The following is a 15761-nucleotide window of genomic DNA, read 5'->3' as shown; positions in this document are numbered from 1 at the left end:
CTGCCGCTCACACGCGCCTGCAGAGGAAATAACGGTCGGCGGGCTCCGAAGTGGGCGCCGGGAGCTGTTGCAGCAGCGGGTGATCGAGCGGCGTGCCACTGACCGCGAAGCCGCCGACGCGAAGCAGGCTCGCAATCAGATCGGGAAGCCAGGTAGCGGTCACTGCATCGCGATCGTCATAGCCGGTGCCAATGTCGGCATGAACAAGGGCGGCTTCGATGCCAATGAACTTGCGGCCCGTCTCGCGAATTTCGCCGAGCACGAGGTTTTCAGCTTCGGGAATTGAGCTAGTGTGCGCGCCAACTTCGCGGTCGAACACCACGATCCGGCGCCCGGGCAGAAGCTCGCGCAGATGGTGGAATGTCCGGCCATTGCCGAGGCCGAGTTCAAGCACAAGCCCCTCCATCTTCGCCACCTCGGGGCAGATTCGATTGAGAATGTCGCGCTGCGCGGTCATCCTGCTGATGAAATTATCGAGGCGACTCATATGCGATTGTGTGTCCTGAACCAGCAGCCCCGATCGAGGCTTGCTGCATATAAAGGCGAACGACGAACCCTGCAATAACGCAACCGGCCGCCGACAAGCGTCATACCGGGTGGAGTGTTCGGCAGGCCGCGCGGTGGAACAGCGATATCACTTGTAGGGGTCTGCGGCGTCCCGCAAGCCGTCGCCGAGGAAGTTGAACGCCATGATGACGAGGATGACCGGCAGCATCGGCAAAAGCAGCCATGGATAGAACGCGATCACGCTGACGCTGCGCGCCTCGGTGAGCAGGATGCCCCAGCTGGTTATCGGCGCCCTCAGGCCGAGCCCGAGGAAGCTCAGCGCCGTTTCGCCCAGGATCATGCCAGGGATGGAGAGCGTCGCCGTCGCGATCAGATGCGACATGAAGCCGGGAATGAGATGCCGCCTGATGATGCGGCTGCTCCCGGCGCCCATCAACTGCGCGGCCAGAACGTAATCCTCCTCGCGCAAGGCCAGAAGCTTTGAACGCACGGCCCGCGCCAGTCCGGTCCAGTCGAGCAGCCCGAGGATGACGGTGATGCCGAAATAGATCAGGATCGGACTCCAGGTTATCGGCATGATCGCCGCCAGGGCCAGCCATAGCGGAATGCTGGGAATCGATTGCAGGACTTCGATTATCCGTTGGACGATCAGGTCGAAGATACCGCCGTGATAGCCGGCCAGCCCGCCGATGACGATGCCGAGCAGGAAGCTGAAACTGATGCCGACGAGGCCGATAGTCAGTGAAATGCGTGCGCCATAGATCATGCGCGAGAGCACGTCGCGCCCCAGCCTGTCGGTGCCGGCCAGAAACAGCTGCCCGTTTTCGGCAGGACAGACAAAATGCCTGTCACCTTCGATCAGGCCCCAGAACCGATAAGTGTCGCCCTGGCAGAAGAAACGGAGCCGCTGAACGTCGTCGTGGTTCTCGATGTAGTTCCGCTTGAGCGTGTCCATATCCAGCGTCATCTGGCGGCCATAGACGAACGGCCCGACGAACTCGCCATTGTGGAACAGGTGCACGTGCTGCGGCGGCGCATAGATGTAGTCCATGTTGCGCGAGTGCAGATTGTAGGGCGCCAGGAACTCGCAGATAAGTATCCCGGAATACAGCACTGCCAGGAATATGCCGGATATAAGCGCAAGCCGGTGTTTGCGGAATTTCCACCACATCAGCCGCAACTGCGATGCCTGAAAGACCTTCGATTGCTCCGGCGTCATCGCCTCGACCGACTGCAGGTCGAAGGGCGCGCCGGAAATGTAGTGTTGCAGTGGAGCACCCGGAGCGGGCAGCGGCGAGTCCTGCTTCATTTGGTGCTGCCACCCTGCAAACGAATTCGTGGATCAAGCAGCGCCAGCGCCAGGTCGGAAATCAGCACGCCAATGACCGTAAGGAAGGCGAGGAACATCAGGAATGACCCAGCCAGATACATATCCTGGCTTTGCAGCGCCTTGATCAGCATCGGCCCGGTCGTTTCCAATGACAGAACGATAGCCGTGATTTCGGCGCCGGAAATGATGGCCGGCAGGATCGAGCCGATGTCGGAAATGAAGAAGTTGAGTGCCATGCGCAGCGGATATTTGACCAGCGCCTTGAACGGATGAAGGCCTTTGGCGCGCGCCGTCACGACATATTGCTTGTGCAGTTCGTCGAGCAGATTGGCGCGCAGCCGCCGGATCATGCTCGCCGTGCCTCCGGTGCCGATGATCAGGACCGGGATCCAGAGATGGGCGAGGATCGACTTCGCCTTGGCCCAGCTCATCGGCTCGCCGAGATATTGCTGGTCCATGAGGTGGCCGATGGACGTGCCGAACCAGATGTTGGCGAAATACATCAGGATCAGCGCCAGCATGAAATTCGGAATGGCAAGGCCGAGAAGGCCGAAGAAAGTCAGGCCGTAGTCGCCCCAGCTGTATTGATGCGTGGCGGAGTACATGCCGATCGGAAAGGCGATGAGCCAGGTGAAGATGATCGTGACGAAGGAAACCAGCACGGTCAGCCACATTCGGTCGCCCACGACGTCGCGAACCGGCAGCTCATATTCGAAGGAATAGCCGAAATCGCCGTGCAGCATCCCGCCAACCCAGTAGAAGTAGCGAATGACCGGCGGCTGGTCGAAACCATATTCCTTGCGCATCATCTGGATGCGGTCGGAATCCACCGCTTCGCCCTGGGCCCGGAGCTCAGCGACATAGCTGTCGAAATAGTCGCCCGGCGGAAGTTCGATGATGGTGAACACCAGCGCCGATATGACCAGCAGCGTTGGAACCATCACGGCGATGCGCCAGACAAGATATCGAAGCACGCTCAGGAGCCTCCAAGCCAGAATGTGTCCGGCATGTAGACACCGAAATAGGAGGTCGGGTCATAGCCGAAAAGTGCCTTGTCAGGCAGGTTGCGCAGCCGCGAGGATACCAGAATCGGCTGATGCGTTGCGTTCACCGTGCCTATTGAAAACACCTGATCGGTGTAGATCGACAGCATAGAGTTCCAGATTTCGGCGCGCTCGCTGGCTTCGGTCGATCCGTTCCATCGCTTGAGCAAAGCCATCAACTCGACCACTTCAGGAAGATCGGGCGCCTCACCCATCTTGCCATGGGACAGATAGTGAGCACCCCAGAGCGGCCACTGCAATTGGTCGTCGATGGTGGGGGCCAGTTGGTACGGATTCATGTCGGCGGTCGGCACGCCATTGTCGATGCCCGACCACATCGACATCATGATCTGGCCGCCAAGCGCGCGGCTGCGGAAGATGTCGCGCTGCGAAGTCCGGATGAACAAAGCGATGCCGATCTTGCGCCAGTGATCGGTGATAAGTTCGAGCGCGTCGGTTTCCAGCGTGCTTTCGCCGGCCGTTTCCACGATGATCTGCGCAGAGCGTCCATCCGGAAGCATCCGCACGCCGTCATCGTCACGTGCCTGAAGCCCGACCTCGTCTAGCAGGGCATTGGCCTTGTCGGGATCATGGGCGATCCAGGCTTTCGCGTATTCCGGCCGGTAGAGCGGGCTCTCCGGCAACACCGTATCGGCACTTTCCTGCGCCAATCCATAGAACACGGCCATGTTGATCTCACGCCTGTCTACAGCAAGCGAAAGTGCGCGGCGCACGCGCACGTCTCTCAAAAGGGCACGCCACACCGGGTCGGCACAATTCAGATTGGGCAGCAGCGCCAGCCGCGAGCCCTGAGTGCGTTTCCATAGATGCATCTTCACCGGGTAGCGCTTCTCCGCATCCTTCAGGAACGAGTAATCGCTGAAGTCAATTCCCATGCATTGCAGGTCGCTCTCCCCCGCACCGGTCTTGGCCGAGATGATCGCCGACGAGCTGACATTCATGATGATCTGGTCGACATAGGGCAGTTGCCGGCCATTCTCGTCTATTCGATGAAAGAACGGGTTGCGCTCGAAGATAAACTGCTCGGCTGGCGGCTTGGTCCGGTTCCGCCAGGGATCGAGCGTCGGCAATTCCGGGTTCTCTGGGCGATACTGCCGCGACATGCGGATATGCAGGAGCGTCCATTTCTTGGCCCGGTTCTCCTTCATCAGGCCGGCGAGCCGGAATGGATCCTGGTATTTCTTGTGGAACTGCTTGAGATAGGCGGCCGGCAGAACGAGCGATATCGGCGCGGCAGCAGCGAGCTTGGGCAGGAAGTCGGGATTGGGCGCGTCCCAACTGTAGCGCACCGTCAGCGGATCGACGATCTCGAAGCGCGGCGGCTGGCCGTCCGCCAGCAGGGTCGGGGCGAGCCCCCCTTGCGAAAGCTCATCGTTCAGCCAGACATCTTCCCAGCAATAGCGAAAATCCTCCGGCGTCAGCAGGCTGCCGTCGGACCATTTATGGCCTTCCCGTATCTTGAAAGTGAAGATGCGATCATCCGCTACGTCGAAACTTTCGAGAATGTCGGCATGCAAGTTAAGTTTTTCGTCATAACCGACCAGCCGGGAATACCCGTAGATCGTCATCATCCGGATATCTTTCTGGCTGCCGATGATCGTACGCAGCGTGCCGCCATACTGGCCGGGCTGCCGGCCCATCGCAGCGAGGTTCAACGCGCGCGGGCTCTTGGGCAAGCGCTCAGCGAGTGCCGGCAACGCCTTGGCCGTCAGCTGCGGCTGAAGAAAATCCGGCTCCAGATCTCCGGCACGCGCCGTGCCCGGCAGAAGTGCCGAAGCCATCAGTCCAAGGACGGTGCGACGACTGATCAATGGCGTAGCTCGCTGATATCGGCCGAACGTCGGGCCAGCACGAGGTGGCCGCCGCCAAGATCGATCGGCGACAGCGTATCCTCCTCACCCTCGTCGTGGAATTGCGGTCCCCATGCGCTGGTGTCGGAAGCGCCGCCGAGGTTCAGCATCTTGAAATCCATCGGCCGGTCGAGATCGGGGAAGGGGACTGCGGCGAGCAGTGAGCGCGTGTAGGGGTGGATCGGTTTCCTGAGCAGAATTTCGCGCGGTGCAAGCTCGACGATACGCCCGCCGCACATCACAGCGATGCGGTCCGCCATGTAGTCCACCACCGCAAGATTGTGGGATATGAACAGGTAGGTCAGGCCCAGTTCCTTCTGCAGGTCCTTCAGAAGGTTCAGGATCTGCGCCTGCACGGAGACATCGAGCGCCGAAACCGGCTCGTCGCAGATCAGCAGCTCAGGCCCCAGCGCCAACGCGCGCGCAATGCCGATACGCTGACGCTGCCCGCCGGAGAAGCTGTGGGGATAACGCTGGATGAAGCGCGGATCGAGCCCGATTGCCTGCATCAGGCTCTTGACTGTGGCTAGCCGGGACGCGGCATTGCCACGTTGATGGATTTCCAGCGGCTCGCTCAAGATGTTTTCCACTGTCATGCGAGGCGAAAGCGACGAAACCGGATCCTGGAAGACCATTTGGAGTTTCGCCCGCAGCAAGCGCAGGGCGTCTCCCTCTGCTTCCAGGACGTCGATCGGTCCGTCGCGGCCGTTGAAGATCACGGAGCCGCCGGTAGGGGTGACGGCCCGCATCAGGATCTTGCTGACGGTGGTTTTGCCGCAGCCGCTTTCGCCAACCAGGCCCAGGCACTCACCCCGCCTGATGTCGAAGCTCACGCCGTCCACGGCGCGAACAGAGGTTTGATGGCTCCCGCTGAACCATCCGGAGTTGCGGATGGTGTAGACCTTTTTCAGATCCCTGACCGACAGCAGAATGTCGTCCGGCCCCTTCGCTTCCGGCGCCGTCTGCTTGCCCAGCAGGGTCCCGACATTCACCGGCACCTCGCGGAGCGCCTTCAGCCTTTCGCCAGGTTTCAGGTCGAAATGCGGGACGGCTGCCATCAGGCCCTTCAGGTAAGGGTGGCCTGGCCGGCGGAATATTGCCTCCACAGGGCCCGCTTCCATGATCTCGCCATGGTACATGACCACCACCTCGTCGGCGACATTGGCAACCACGCCGAGGTCGTGTGTGATCAGCAGCATTGCCATGTTGAGCTTGGTCTGGAGTCCACGAAGCAATTGCAGGATTTGCGCCTGGATGGTGACGTCCAACGCCGTTGTCGGCTCATCGGCGATCAACAGAGCGGGCCGGCAGATAAGCGCCATGGCGATCATGGCGCGTTGCCGCAATCCTCCCGAAAGTTCGAACGGATACATGTCGTAGGCGCGCTTGGGATTGGGAAACCCGACGAGGCCGAGCATTTCCTCGGTCCGTGCCTTGCGCTCCGTCCGGTCCATGTGCGTATGAATCTGCAGGGATTCGCTGACCTGGTTGCCGATCGTGTGCAGCGGCGACAGCGATGTCATCGGCTCCTGAAAGATCTTGCCGATGCGGCTGCCTCTCAACGCCCGGATTTCGGGTCCGTCTCGCGGCATCTGCAGGATATCCTGCGTCGTGCCGGGCTTTTTGGGATCGGAAAACAGGATACGGCCGCGAACATGGGCCGTGTTCGGCAAGATGCCCATCACGGCCTGGCTGAGAACCGATTTTCCGGAACCGGACTCACCGACAAGCGCGGTGACCTTGCCGGGCAGGACGCGAAGATTTGCCCGCCTGACGGCATGCAACGGTCCCCCGACAATGGCAAAAGAGATGCCAACATCCTCGATCCGCAGCAGATCAACGCCTGCATCCATTCCCACACCAGCCCCAATCTGGCGCCTCCCGACCGGCCCCAAAAAGCAAGACTAGCGCATTGTCAGCGCAGAGCAACTTGGATTCGAAACGAATTCCCCGGCGACCGGCGGCCGGACAGCATACCAGGGCGTCCAGATCGGATGGTGGTGACTACTGGAGCTTCCTCCGGTCGCCCGCCGACAGCCGCGCGGCATCGCGATGAAGCAGCATGACCTGCTCGGCGTCCGATATCCGATCGTGAAACGGCTGCAGCGCAGCGTCTTCATCGAGTGCGAGAGCACCCGACAGATCGGGTGAAAGCACCGTCAGCTTCTGCTTGCTGCCCGCCAGTTCCTCCTCGCCGAGCGTCAGCCAGCTGTTGGCCCCGCAATAGCCGGCGAAGTCCTTGCTGGCGAGAACGCTGTGCGGATATTTCTTAGTCAGGGTCTGGAGACGCTGGACCTCGTTTACAGCCGAGCCGAAGACGGAGAATGTGAGTCGGTCGGTAAGCCCGACATTGCCGAACATCACATTGCCGACATGAAGGCCGATACCAAATTTTATGTCGCCCAGTCCTTGCTCTTTTCTGCGCAGATTGAGCTCCATCATGCGCATGCTGGCCTTGTGCGCAGCCGCAAGAGCAGCCTGGCAGGCGATCTCTGACTGCGCCCGGTGCCTTTCGCAGGGGTAGACGGCAATGAATCCATCCCCCAGGAAACTCATGATCTGCCCGCCTTTGCGATTGAAAGGTGCTGCGATGGCATCGAAAAACTGGTTCAGCGTATCGATATAGACTTCGCGGCCGGAGGTTTCGGCGAGCCTTGTCGACCCGCGCATATCGCCCATCACCAGCGCGGCCCGGATTGTGTCGCCCTCGCCGCGCTTGATCTGGCCGTCCAGCACGCGCCTGCCGGCGTCACCGCCGAGATACGTGGTCATCATGTTGTCGGCGAGCTTGGTGAGCACCGCCATCTTGCTTGCTATGGCGAGATGGTTCTGGATCCGCAGCAGCGCCGAAATCATGCTGTCGCTGAAGCCTGAAGCACTGTCGGTGGACCAGGACCCCAACATGCCCTGACTTGTATCGCCGTTGAAGGGATGGACGAAAGCCATGTAATCGGTGACGCCCATAAGCCTGAGCTCATCGAAAACAGGAAACTCCGACCGCACCGACGGGTCGAGCCGGCGCCGCAGATGGTCGAGCTTGTTGCTGAGCAGATGGTAGTATGGGCTGGTCAGGAATCTGTCGGAATGGACGCCGTTCTCACTCCGGAAGCCTTCCACTTCCAGGCCTTGGCCGCGAATCCAGGTGAAACCGAGCGCGTCATAAAGCGGATGCAGCATCGAAAAGCTCAAATGCACCCGCTTCAGCGGCAGGCCGGCAGCAGCCAGCCGTTCACAAAAACCCTTGACCAATGTTTCCAGGTCGTCGCCCGCCAGCGCCGATTGGGTCAGCCAATCGGCAACCTTATCCATGAGAATGTTGGAAATTTCTGTTTGCGCTGTGCTCATGCTATCTCGAAACCCGTCGAAGACGAGCCATCTCCTTTGATCCGCAAAATTCTCGAAGTCAATGAAGCCGGCTTCGGGGGCAGAAGCCGGCGAAGAATATCCCGAATGACTGTCCTTGCAGGAAGCAAGCAGACGTCGACCGCACAAATCACCTGCAACACTATGTGGCGAGGCTGCCGGCGAAGTGCAATCCCGATCCTGACATCGCGCAAATAATTGGTCGGCTCAGGCACCGTTGGGCTCGCCGGGTCCCAAGAACCATGGCCGCGGCGCATTGCGGAAAATCGATTCCCCAAGCCGTCATCAGACCGGCGCCTTCGCCTTCAGGCTTGCGGCAGCCATTGCATAGCCGCCGGCGGCGCCATCGATGAAGTGAACATGATCGCGCTGCAGCGGCGAGATGACGAGGCATGTCATCAAGGCCGACTTCTGGCGGTGCAGGCCATAGTTGCAGATGCCGGCCTCTTCCGCTTGTTTCAGCCGGTTCTCGATCCGCTGCAACACATCCGCGTCGACGTCGATGGTCATCTTCAAGCCGTCGTCGAACTTGCGGAAATCCGAATTGCTGGCCACCTCGCGCTTGTAGACCTTCGGATCGAAACCGCCGATCGTCCAGCCCAATTTGTCGGTGACGGCCGTAAGCGTCATCAGGAAGATCACCCACAGCTTGGCCAGCCACCGCCGCCCCGGCGGCGCCGTGGCCCGTGCCTCGACATCGAGACCGGCGGGCAAGAGACTATAGGCCGGACCGTCCACCGGCACCGGGTGGCCATCGCGCTCCTGCCTGCCGGCAAGGGTGATGATGTCGGAAGCCAGAAACTGGAAACCACGCAAGTCGCGCGATGCCCCGGGCACGGCTATGATCGAGACAATTTCGCCATGCCGGGCTTCGATCGGGTTCCAGCGGCAGGAGAGGCCGGTCAGATCCGGCCGCGCGCCGGCCGGGGCGGGGTCGACGCGGTAGCGCCCGGCTTTCATTTCGGCTTCCGCCCAACTGCCGCCGCCGCCGGCGAACATGGCATAGAAGGCTGCTTCGGAGGCCTGGAACCTCGCCACGCGGACGTCGAGGCCTTGCGCTCTTATGTCCTTTATCGGCACGATTGCGGCACGCAAGGTCAGGTCCAGTTCGTCCGCCACCCATCTCTGGACAGAAGCCAGCGCGTTACGGGCGATCTCCAGCGCCGAGCCGGGAAACGCCACGAGCGCGCCGTCGCCGCCGAAGACGAAGGGAAGATCTTGCCGGCCCAGTGCATTGAGCAGCGCCGAAATGACGCTGGCGCCGGCCATATTGACGGTTTTGTAGCGCCCGGCTTCGATCGCCTTGGTCGAGCCGACGATGTCGGCGGTGGCCAGCGCCCAGCCATCGGGGAGAGGCCGATAGTTATCGATATCGGCAACGCTTTCGAACTTTGCGAAGACCGGCAAAGAAGCGACGAACGGGTCGGACGCGACTGCTGTTTCCATAAGCATCAGATAGCACATTCCAGCGCTTGAAGGTGAAGTCGATCATGCCTCGAAATTGACTTGGGCAGGCTTTGCGATGATAGGATCGCGCGATGCGAATTGCCTTCTACGCCCCGCTGAAGTCGCCCAATCATCCCGTTGTCTCCGGCGACCGCCAGATGGCACGGATGCTGGTCCAGGCGCTGCAGCATGGCGGGCATAGCGTCGAACTGGCATCGGAGTTGCGCTTCTATCTACGCCAGCCGGAACCGAAAAGTTTCGATGCGCTCATGATCGAGGCCCGGGACGAAGCCGCGCGACTGACAAGGCTTTGGGACCGTGACGGCAAGCCCGATCTCTGGTTCTCCTATCATCCCTACTACAAGGCGCCCGACCTGATCGGGCCCGAGCTGGCGTTGGCCTTTGCCATCCCCTATGTGACGGCCGAAGCCTCCTATTCCGCACGGCGCAACGCCGGTTCGTGGGCCGATAGCCAGGCATTGGTGGCGCGAGCCATCGAGCAGGCGGCGCTGAACATCTGCTTCACGCAAAGGGATCGCCAGGGGCTGGCGGATGCTGTTCCCCACGCCGCTCTCGGTATGCTTTCACCCTTCATCGACACGTCGGCATTCCACGAAATGCCGGTACTGGATTATCCGACGCGCCTCGTGACCGTCGCCATGATGCGCCCGGGCGACAAGGTCTTGAGCTATCGCATGCTGGCGCAGGCGCTCGGGTTGATCGGCCACCTCCCCTGGACGCTGTCGGTCGTCGGGGACGGACCTGCCCGTGACGAGGTAAAGGCGCAATTCGCCGGCTTGCCCGCCGACCGTATCGAATGGCTTGGCGCGATTGAGCCGGTCGCCGTGCCGGATGTCCTCTATCGCGGGGGAATCTACGTCTGGCCGGGTTACGGCGAGGCCTATGGCATTGCCTATCTTGAAGCACAGGCCGCCGGCCTTCCGGTGGTGGCTCAGGACATTGCCGGCGTGCCGGAGGTCGTGCGGCATGGCCAGACCGGGCTTCTCACCCCGCCAGGCGATGTGGCGGCGTTCGCTTCCGCAATTGCAAGGCTTCTGGCCAATAATGATGAAAGAACCATCATGGCTGCAGAGGCCAGACGTTTCGTTCTCGAAGAACGCTCTCTCGGTGCTGCAAAGGCCCGTCTGGCGGAACTTCTCAAGATGATCCCGTTGTCATGACATCCGACCCGACTTGGCAGCCCCTGGTGGACGAGCTGGCGTACCGGCAACGGGCGGGCCGCAAGGCAGAGTTCTGGCTGCGCGACGACGACGCCGTGGATCCGACGCCGGCGCTCGATCGGTTGCTCGACCTCACCGGTGACTTCGCGGTTCCGGTCACTCTGGCCGTCATTCCGGCCCGGACCGACGGGACGCTTGTCGTCCGGCTTGACGCGGCGCCGCATGCCACGGTCGCCATTCATGGCTGGGCGCACCGAAATCATGCGCCCGAGGGTCAAAAAAAGCAGGAGCTCGGCGCGCATCGGCCACGCGAGGTGGTGCTGGATGAGCTGGCCGGCGGGCTGTCGCGTGTAACCGGCCTGCACGGCGCACGTGCGGTTCCGATGCTGGTGCCGCCCTGGAACCGGATCGATGTCGGCCTGGTACCCGACCTCGGATCGATAGGATTTGCGGCATTGTCGGTGTTCGGGCCGCCAAGGCCGGCTTCCCTGGCGGTCATCAACAGCAATGTCGACATCATGGATTGGCATGGCACGCGCGGCTGCCGCGATCATGGTTTGTTGGTTCAGGCCATCGTCGCGCAATTGCAGCGTGCATTCGACGGCGGCGAACCGGTCGGCCTGCTCACCCACCATCTCGTCCATGATGAATCGGCCTGGCTTTTCCTCGAACGGCTGTTCACGATCACCGCGCGGGCAGAAGCCTGCGCATGGCTTCCGATCAGCACACTGACAGAACGCAGCGCCGGAAAATAGCTCAGCGCTTTTTGTGCAAGACTGGAAATGTGAGCGTCTGGCCATCCCGCGCCGCAAGAGCGCCGGCAAACCTGTCTTTGGCCAGTTTCTCCATCTCGTCCAGCTCATCGTCGGTGCGTGCCGGATCGTGGTGAAACAGCGCAAGCCCGCGCGCGCCGGCCGCCTCGCAGAGCTTGACGCCCTGTTGCCATGTCGAGTGCCCGTTGCCGCGGTAGCGCTCCATTTCCTGCTCGGTGTAGGTGCAATCGTAAATGACGAGGTCGGCATTCTCGATCAGGCCGAGCACCGCCGGATCGAGTTTGCCCGGCTCGTGCTCGGTGTCTGTGATGACCGCCACGACGCGGCCCCCCCATTCGACCCGGTAGCCGATGCAGCCGCCCGGATGGGTAAGACTACCGGTCCGCACAACAACTCCTTCGCGTGGCCGAAGCACGTCTCCGGATGCGAAATCGCGGCAGTCGAGGCTCGCCTTGCAGACACCGAGTGTCACCGGAAACCATGGCGGCCGAATGAATTCATCGACCATCTGCCGCGTCGTCATGCGTCCAGCGAGATGCCCGGACCAAAGCGTAACTTTGATGCCTCGTTCATAAATAGGCTTGAAAGCCGGCAGCCCGATGATGTGATCGTAATGGCAATGGGTAAAAAACAGGTCGAAATCGGTGACGCCCGACGCTCGAAGCGTCCTGCCGGCAGGCCGCAGGCCGGAGCCCGCGTCGAACAGAAGCGTATGCTTGCCGCATTGCATCTCGATGCAGATCGTGTTGCCGCCATAGCGAGCAAATTCTGGCCCCGACACCGCAATGCTGCCGCGCACGCCCCAAAACCTGACAAGGAAGAAATCGTCGTCCATGCACCCTTTCGCCCATCGTAGCCAACCAACTGCTGCCAGAGTCGTTCCAGGAAAGGTGTGACACGGTTCCGGAAACTGCATCAAAACAAAGAAACAGAGCGGCTCGCCGCTTCAGTGCAACTGTGAATCGCTCTCGGCCGTTCGTGCGTCGATCAGGTCCGCGGTCGTACTGCTTAGCCTATCGGCAAGAACCCGCAATATCTCGATGGTCATTTCGGGAAACTCCTTCATAAGCCTCAGGAAATGGTCCTTGCGGATTCTCAAGGCTTCCAGCTCACTTGCCGCTTTGACGGTGGCAGTACGGGAGCTGTTGCACAATATGGCAATCTCGCCAACGATCGAATTTGGCAGCAATTCAGCAACTTTGATCGGCCCATTGTCGGAATCGACCAGAATATCCGCGCTGCCCGAAAGGATGACATAGGCCGCGTCTGCCTCGTCGCCCTGCCGGAAAAGAATCTGGCCGGCACTGTAGTTCACGCGATCGGACGTGAACGCGAGCAGCTTGAGCTTTGTCGGCTCGATGCCAGAGAACAAGGGAACGCGTTGCAGCATTCCAACTTCATCCTTGAGCAGCATTGTCGCAAACCTTCCTGAATTCGCGTTTGCCAGACTATGACACAAGTTCCTTGAAGATACCGTTTCCCGCCAAGAGTGTCTCGTGTGTTCCGTCTTCCACCAATTGGCCTGAGTCAAAGACCACAACCCGATCGAACATCGCCGCCATTGCCGGATTCGTCACCACCCACACAATTGCCGGCGAATGGCCGTCGCGTCTGGCTTCGTCGAGCACATTCCGCAACACTTTGTCCTGCACGCGCTGGTCGAGCGCTGACAGCGGCCGATTGAGAATGAGGAAATCGGGACGCTTGAGCAAGGCGCGGGCAACATCGAGCTTCTGTCGCTGTCCGCCGGTCAGCCGCCTGCCGGCGGCGCCGACGTTGAAGTCCAGGCCGACATCCAGAAGCTCGGCATAAAGTCCCAGTTCGTCAAGAATATCATAGACGATGGAGCGAATACGGTCCGGCGCGTCGGGATGGTTGTTGCCGACACGCCCGAACAGGACGTTGTCCATGACGGTGGCCGCGGCGATGTATTTGGCAGGATCAAACCGTTCGACAGCTTTCTCCAGCTCGGCCGGCAGGTTTTCATAGAACTGGTTGCGTGCAGCGATGATCTTGCTCATCAGCTCGTCGGTCAACAGGCCGAAGCGATGCCGGGGCTCGATATAGGCAAAGCTTAAGGTGACCATCATGGCGCGGTCGTTCTCCGAAACCGCATCGTAGGGGCGATTCTTGAGCCGTTGCAGCAAGGTTTCGTAGGCGGGTATCTCCTCGGCGCTCATGAAGGCGAGCTGCTGGAAGAACTGATGTTCGGGCGGCAGGTCGGCAAACAGCTCGATCGCCTGTTCGGCGATCTCCATGCCCATTTCGTAGAGCGTGCGGTCGAGGCCGGCTTGCTTCAGCACGGAAGCAAAATAGGGATTGGACGCCAGTGCCTTGTGAGCCAGTTCGGGGCCGGCCGCAGCGCCGAAGAGCAGGTTCTGGCCGATCGTCGCTTCCTTGTTGTAGGCGCCCGGTTCAAAAGGAACCACCAGCGCGCTCAGGCCTTCTTCCTCCAACCGGGTTCGCAGCGCCGCACGCAATTCGACGATCCGCCCGGCAAGCTTCGTGTGGCGCTTGAGGTCGGCCGAAGAGCGCAAGCCTAGATCCAGAATGTCGCGCGACAGAAGAACCGCGTCGAGCACCCGGCGCACGGCTTCAAAGAGGTCGTGCGGGCCGGTGGCGCCGGCAGAGGCATAGTTGATCCAGTCGCTGCGGATATCGAGATCCGGATTGCCCGACCGGCGCGCCTCGTCGATATTCCAACGGTGCTGGTCCGCCGCGGCGCCGTCATATGTCACCGATGTCAGCGGCGCATGCTTCAACCCGTAGAGCAAATTGTCGCGCAGGCTTGCCTGGAACAGGAAAACATCCGACGAAGCGTAGGACATGCGCCGGCCGGTCACGGCTTCGGGGAGATCGAGCAAGTCATCGGAGCCCGAAACGATCCTTCCACTATCCGGCCAGGTCAGCCGCGCAAAGGCTTCCGCAAGCGCCTCCGCTCCCCCTGTTGCGGTGCTGACCAGCGCCACCGTCTCACCCGGCTTGACCTCGAGCGAGATGCGATTGAGGAGCATTGCGCCGCCATCGTCGGCTATCGACAGGCTGATCGCCGACAGCGGCTTGGTCATCGGATCGGGATCGTCGATCGTCAGTGCTCCGATTTCCGGCGCGATGATATTCTCGACGGTGAACTGTTCGACGACCTGCTGATATTTGACCTGGACATCCTGCCGGTCCTGATCCCAGTCGATCAGTTCCTTCATCGGTCCGGGCAAGTCCTTGTAGGCGCCAATCACGGCCACGAGCTGGCCGACATCCAGCCGCCCCTGGATGACCAGATAGCCACCGATCATGTAGAACAGAAAGGGCGTGAGCTGCGCGAGAAAATTGTTGAGGAACTTTACCATGAATTTCCATTGGTAAAGATCGAAGCGGATTTTGAAGATGAGCCCGAGCCGGGCTGCTATGTCGGCGCGCTCGTAATTCGACGTATCGTGGACGTGAACCGCGCCGATGCCGTCGACGATTTCGCCAACCCGGCCCGACAGCGCGCGCGCCGTCAACTGCCGCTGGCGCCCCAGCACGAGCAGCCGCCGCCGCATTCGCGGGATAAGCACGATCTGGATCGCCACGATCACGACCGCTATCATTCCGAGCCAGACGTTCTGGACCATGATGAACAGCATGGCCGTCAGCGCCTGGCCGCCGAGCAGCACCGGCTGCAGGAAGGCATCGCCGATGAAGCCGCCCAGCGGCTCCACCTCGTCCTTCACCATGGTCGCCACTTCGGCGGATTTCACCCGCTTGAAGTAAACCGGCGGAAACCGCAGCACACGATCGACCAGGTCGAAACGAATACGCCGCAGCATGCGTTCGCCGAGCCGGCCCTTGTAAGTGTTGATGTAGAGCTTGAACAAGCCGTTGATGACGACCAGCAAGAGGAACACAAGGCTGAGCGCAAGCAGGGTCGACGTGCGGTCCAGTTGAAAACCGGAGAAGAACTGGACCTCGCCGATGAACGGCAGGTTATAGTGCAACCGCATGAATGGCAGGGTCGCGCCCGGTTGCTCGAACCCCTTGCCTTGGATCGGGCCGTTGACGATCAGCTTCGGCAGGTCGAACGACATGAAATACGGGACCATCGAAAGCACGACGATCATCAATATCCAGAGCTGCTGCTTCCTGGTGTGCGTCCAGATATAGCGGGCTAGGCTGGTTTCCATATGCGATTGTCAGTTTGAAGGATGCAGAATGTAAAGGCACCTGCTGGCGAATGGTGTATCGGCCATGTCTTCGCCGCCAACGAC

The 15761-nt window shown here is 60.8% G+C and carries 12 protein-coding genes; 2 read left to right on the top strand and 10 right to left on the bottom strand.

Features of this window, described 5'->3' with window-relative positions:
- Positions 1-7: 7 nt before the first annotated feature.
- From NKJ77_RS22920 to NKJ77_RS22890, 7 genes are all read right to left on the bottom strand, one after another.
- Entirely contained in the window at positions 8-487 is a 480-nt protein-coding gene (locus tag NKJ77_RS22920; protein ID WP_023831901.1) for a class I SAM-dependent methyltransferase, read from the bottom strand.
- A gap of 147 nt (positions 488-634) precedes the next feature.
- Positions 635-1816 (bottom strand): ABC transporter permease, encoded by a 1182-nt coding sequence (locus tag NKJ77_RS22915; RefSeq protein WP_023702557.1) that lies wholly within the window; start codon positions 1814-1816, stop codon positions 635-637.
- The gene (locus NKJ77_RS22910) at positions 1813-2811 is read right to left on the bottom strand and encodes an ABC transporter permease (RefSeq protein WP_023672136.1); all 999 of its coding nucleotides are present in this window, start codon (positions 2809-2811) and stop codon (positions 1813-1815) included. Before NKJ77_RS22910 ends, NKJ77_RS22915 begins: the two co-directional genes overlap by 4 nt.
- 2 nt (positions 2812-2813) lie before the next feature.
- Positions 2814-4712, bottom strand: a complete 1899-nt coding sequence (locus NKJ77_RS22905; protein WP_023740137.1) for an ABC transporter substrate-binding protein — start codon at positions 4710-4712, stop codon at positions 2814-2816.
- A complete protein-coding gene (locus NKJ77_RS22900) occupies positions 4709-6604 on the bottom strand; it encodes an ABC transporter ATP-binding protein (protein ID WP_023831902.1) in 1896 nt (631 codons plus the stop codon). The genes NKJ77_RS22905 and NKJ77_RS22900 overlap by 4 nt, the downstream gene beginning before the upstream one ends.
- Before the next feature lie 151 nt (positions 6605-6755).
- Complete coding sequence (locus tag NKJ77_RS22895) at positions 6756-8096, bottom strand: adenylate/guanylate cyclase domain-containing protein (protein ID WP_023726703.1); 1341 nt, start codon at positions 8094-8096, stop codon at positions 6756-6758.
- 303 nt (positions 8097-8399) lie between these two features.
- Positions 8400-9578, bottom strand: coding sequence for a DUF3095 domain-containing protein (locus tag NKJ77_RS22890; protein WP_027050460.1), 1179 nt, complete (start codon positions 9576-9578; stop codon positions 8400-8402).
- 74 nt (positions 9579-9652) lie between these two features.
- On the opposite strand from NKJ77_RS22890, the gene NKJ77_RS22885 reads away from it, so the two are divergent.
- Positions 9653-10741, top strand: a complete 1089-nt coding sequence (locus NKJ77_RS22885; protein ID WP_352535801.1) for a glycosyltransferase family 4 protein — start codon at positions 9653-9655, stop codon at positions 10739-10741.
- Positions 10738-11496: a polysaccharide deacetylase family protein gene (locus NKJ77_RS22880; RefSeq protein WP_352535800.1), complete on the top strand. Its 759-nt coding sequence runs from the start codon at positions 10738-10740 to the stop codon at positions 11494-11496. Before NKJ77_RS22885 ends, NKJ77_RS22880 begins: the two co-directional genes overlap by 4 nt.
- Before the next feature lies 1 nt (position 11497).
- On the opposite strand, the gene NKJ77_RS22875 is transcribed toward NKJ77_RS22880, so the two are convergent.
- From NKJ77_RS22875 to NKJ77_RS22865, 3 genes are all read right to left on the bottom strand, one after another.
- Positions 11498-12349: an MBL fold metallo-hydrolase gene (locus NKJ77_RS22875; protein ID WP_352535799.1), complete on the bottom strand. Its 852-nt coding sequence runs from the start codon at positions 12347-12349 to the stop codon at positions 11498-11500.
- A 111-nt stretch (positions 12350-12460) separates the two neighbouring features.
- A complete protein-coding gene (locus NKJ77_RS22870; protein WP_023672144.1) occupies positions 12461-12928 on the bottom strand; it encodes a cyclic nucleotide-binding domain-containing protein in 468 nt (155 codons plus the stop codon).
- Between the two features lie 34 nt (positions 12929-12962).
- Positions 12963-15677, bottom strand: coding sequence for an ABC transporter transmembrane domain-containing protein (locus NKJ77_RS22865; RefSeq protein ID WP_023672145.1), 2715 nt, complete (start codon positions 15675-15677; stop codon positions 12963-12965).
- Positions 15678-15761 lie beyond the last annotated feature (84 nt).

Source organism: Mesorhizobium sp. M0052 (assembly GCF_040323255.1).
Lineage (GTDB): Bacteria > Pseudomonadota > Alphaproteobacteria > Rhizobiales > Rhizobiaceae > Mesorhizobium.
Note: the sequence above shows the minus strand (reverse complement) of the source record. Positions and strands in the feature narration are given on the sequence as shown.

Excerpts from the sequence above, each read along its gene's own strand:
- NKJ77_RS22875 (WP_352535799.1), bottom strand. The coding sequence starts at position 12,349 with ATGGACGACGATTTCTTCCTTGTCAGGTTTTGGGGCGTGCGCGGCAGC.
- NKJ77_RS22865 (WP_023672145.1), bottom strand. The coding sequence starts at position 15,677 with ATGGAAACCAGCCTAGCCCGCTATATCTGGACGCACACCAGGAAGCAG.
- NKJ77_RS22880 (WP_352535800.1), top strand. The coding sequence starts at position 10,738 with ATGACATCCGACCCGACTTGGCAGCCCCTGGTGGACGAGCTGGCGTAC.
- NKJ77_RS22870 (WP_023672144.1), bottom strand. The coding sequence starts at position 12,928 with ATGCTGCTCAAGGATGAAGTTGGAATGCTGCAACGCGTTCCCTTGTTC.
- NKJ77_RS22885 (WP_352535801.1), top strand. The coding sequence starts at position 9,653 with ATGCGAATTGCCTTCTACGCCCCGCTGAAGTCGCCCAATCATCCCGTT.
- NKJ77_RS22900 (WP_023831902.1), bottom strand. The coding sequence starts at position 6,604 with ATGGATGCAGGCGTTGATCTGCTGCGGATCGAGGATGTTGGCATCTCT.
- NKJ77_RS22895 (WP_023726703.1), bottom strand. The coding sequence starts at position 8,096 with ATGAGCACAGCGCAAACAGAAATTTCCAACATTCTCATGGATAAGGTT.
- NKJ77_RS22920 (WP_023831901.1), bottom strand. The coding sequence starts at position 487 with ATGAGTCGCCTCGATAATTTCATCAGCAGGATGACCGCGCAGCGCGAC.
- NKJ77_RS22890 (WP_027050460.1), bottom strand. The coding sequence starts at position 9,578 with ATGTGCTATCTGATGCTTATGGAAACAGCAGTCGCGTCCGACCCGTTC.
- NKJ77_RS22915 (WP_023702557.1), bottom strand. The coding sequence starts at position 1,816 with ATGAAGCAGGACTCGCCGCTGCCCGCTCCGGGTGCTCCACTGCAACAC.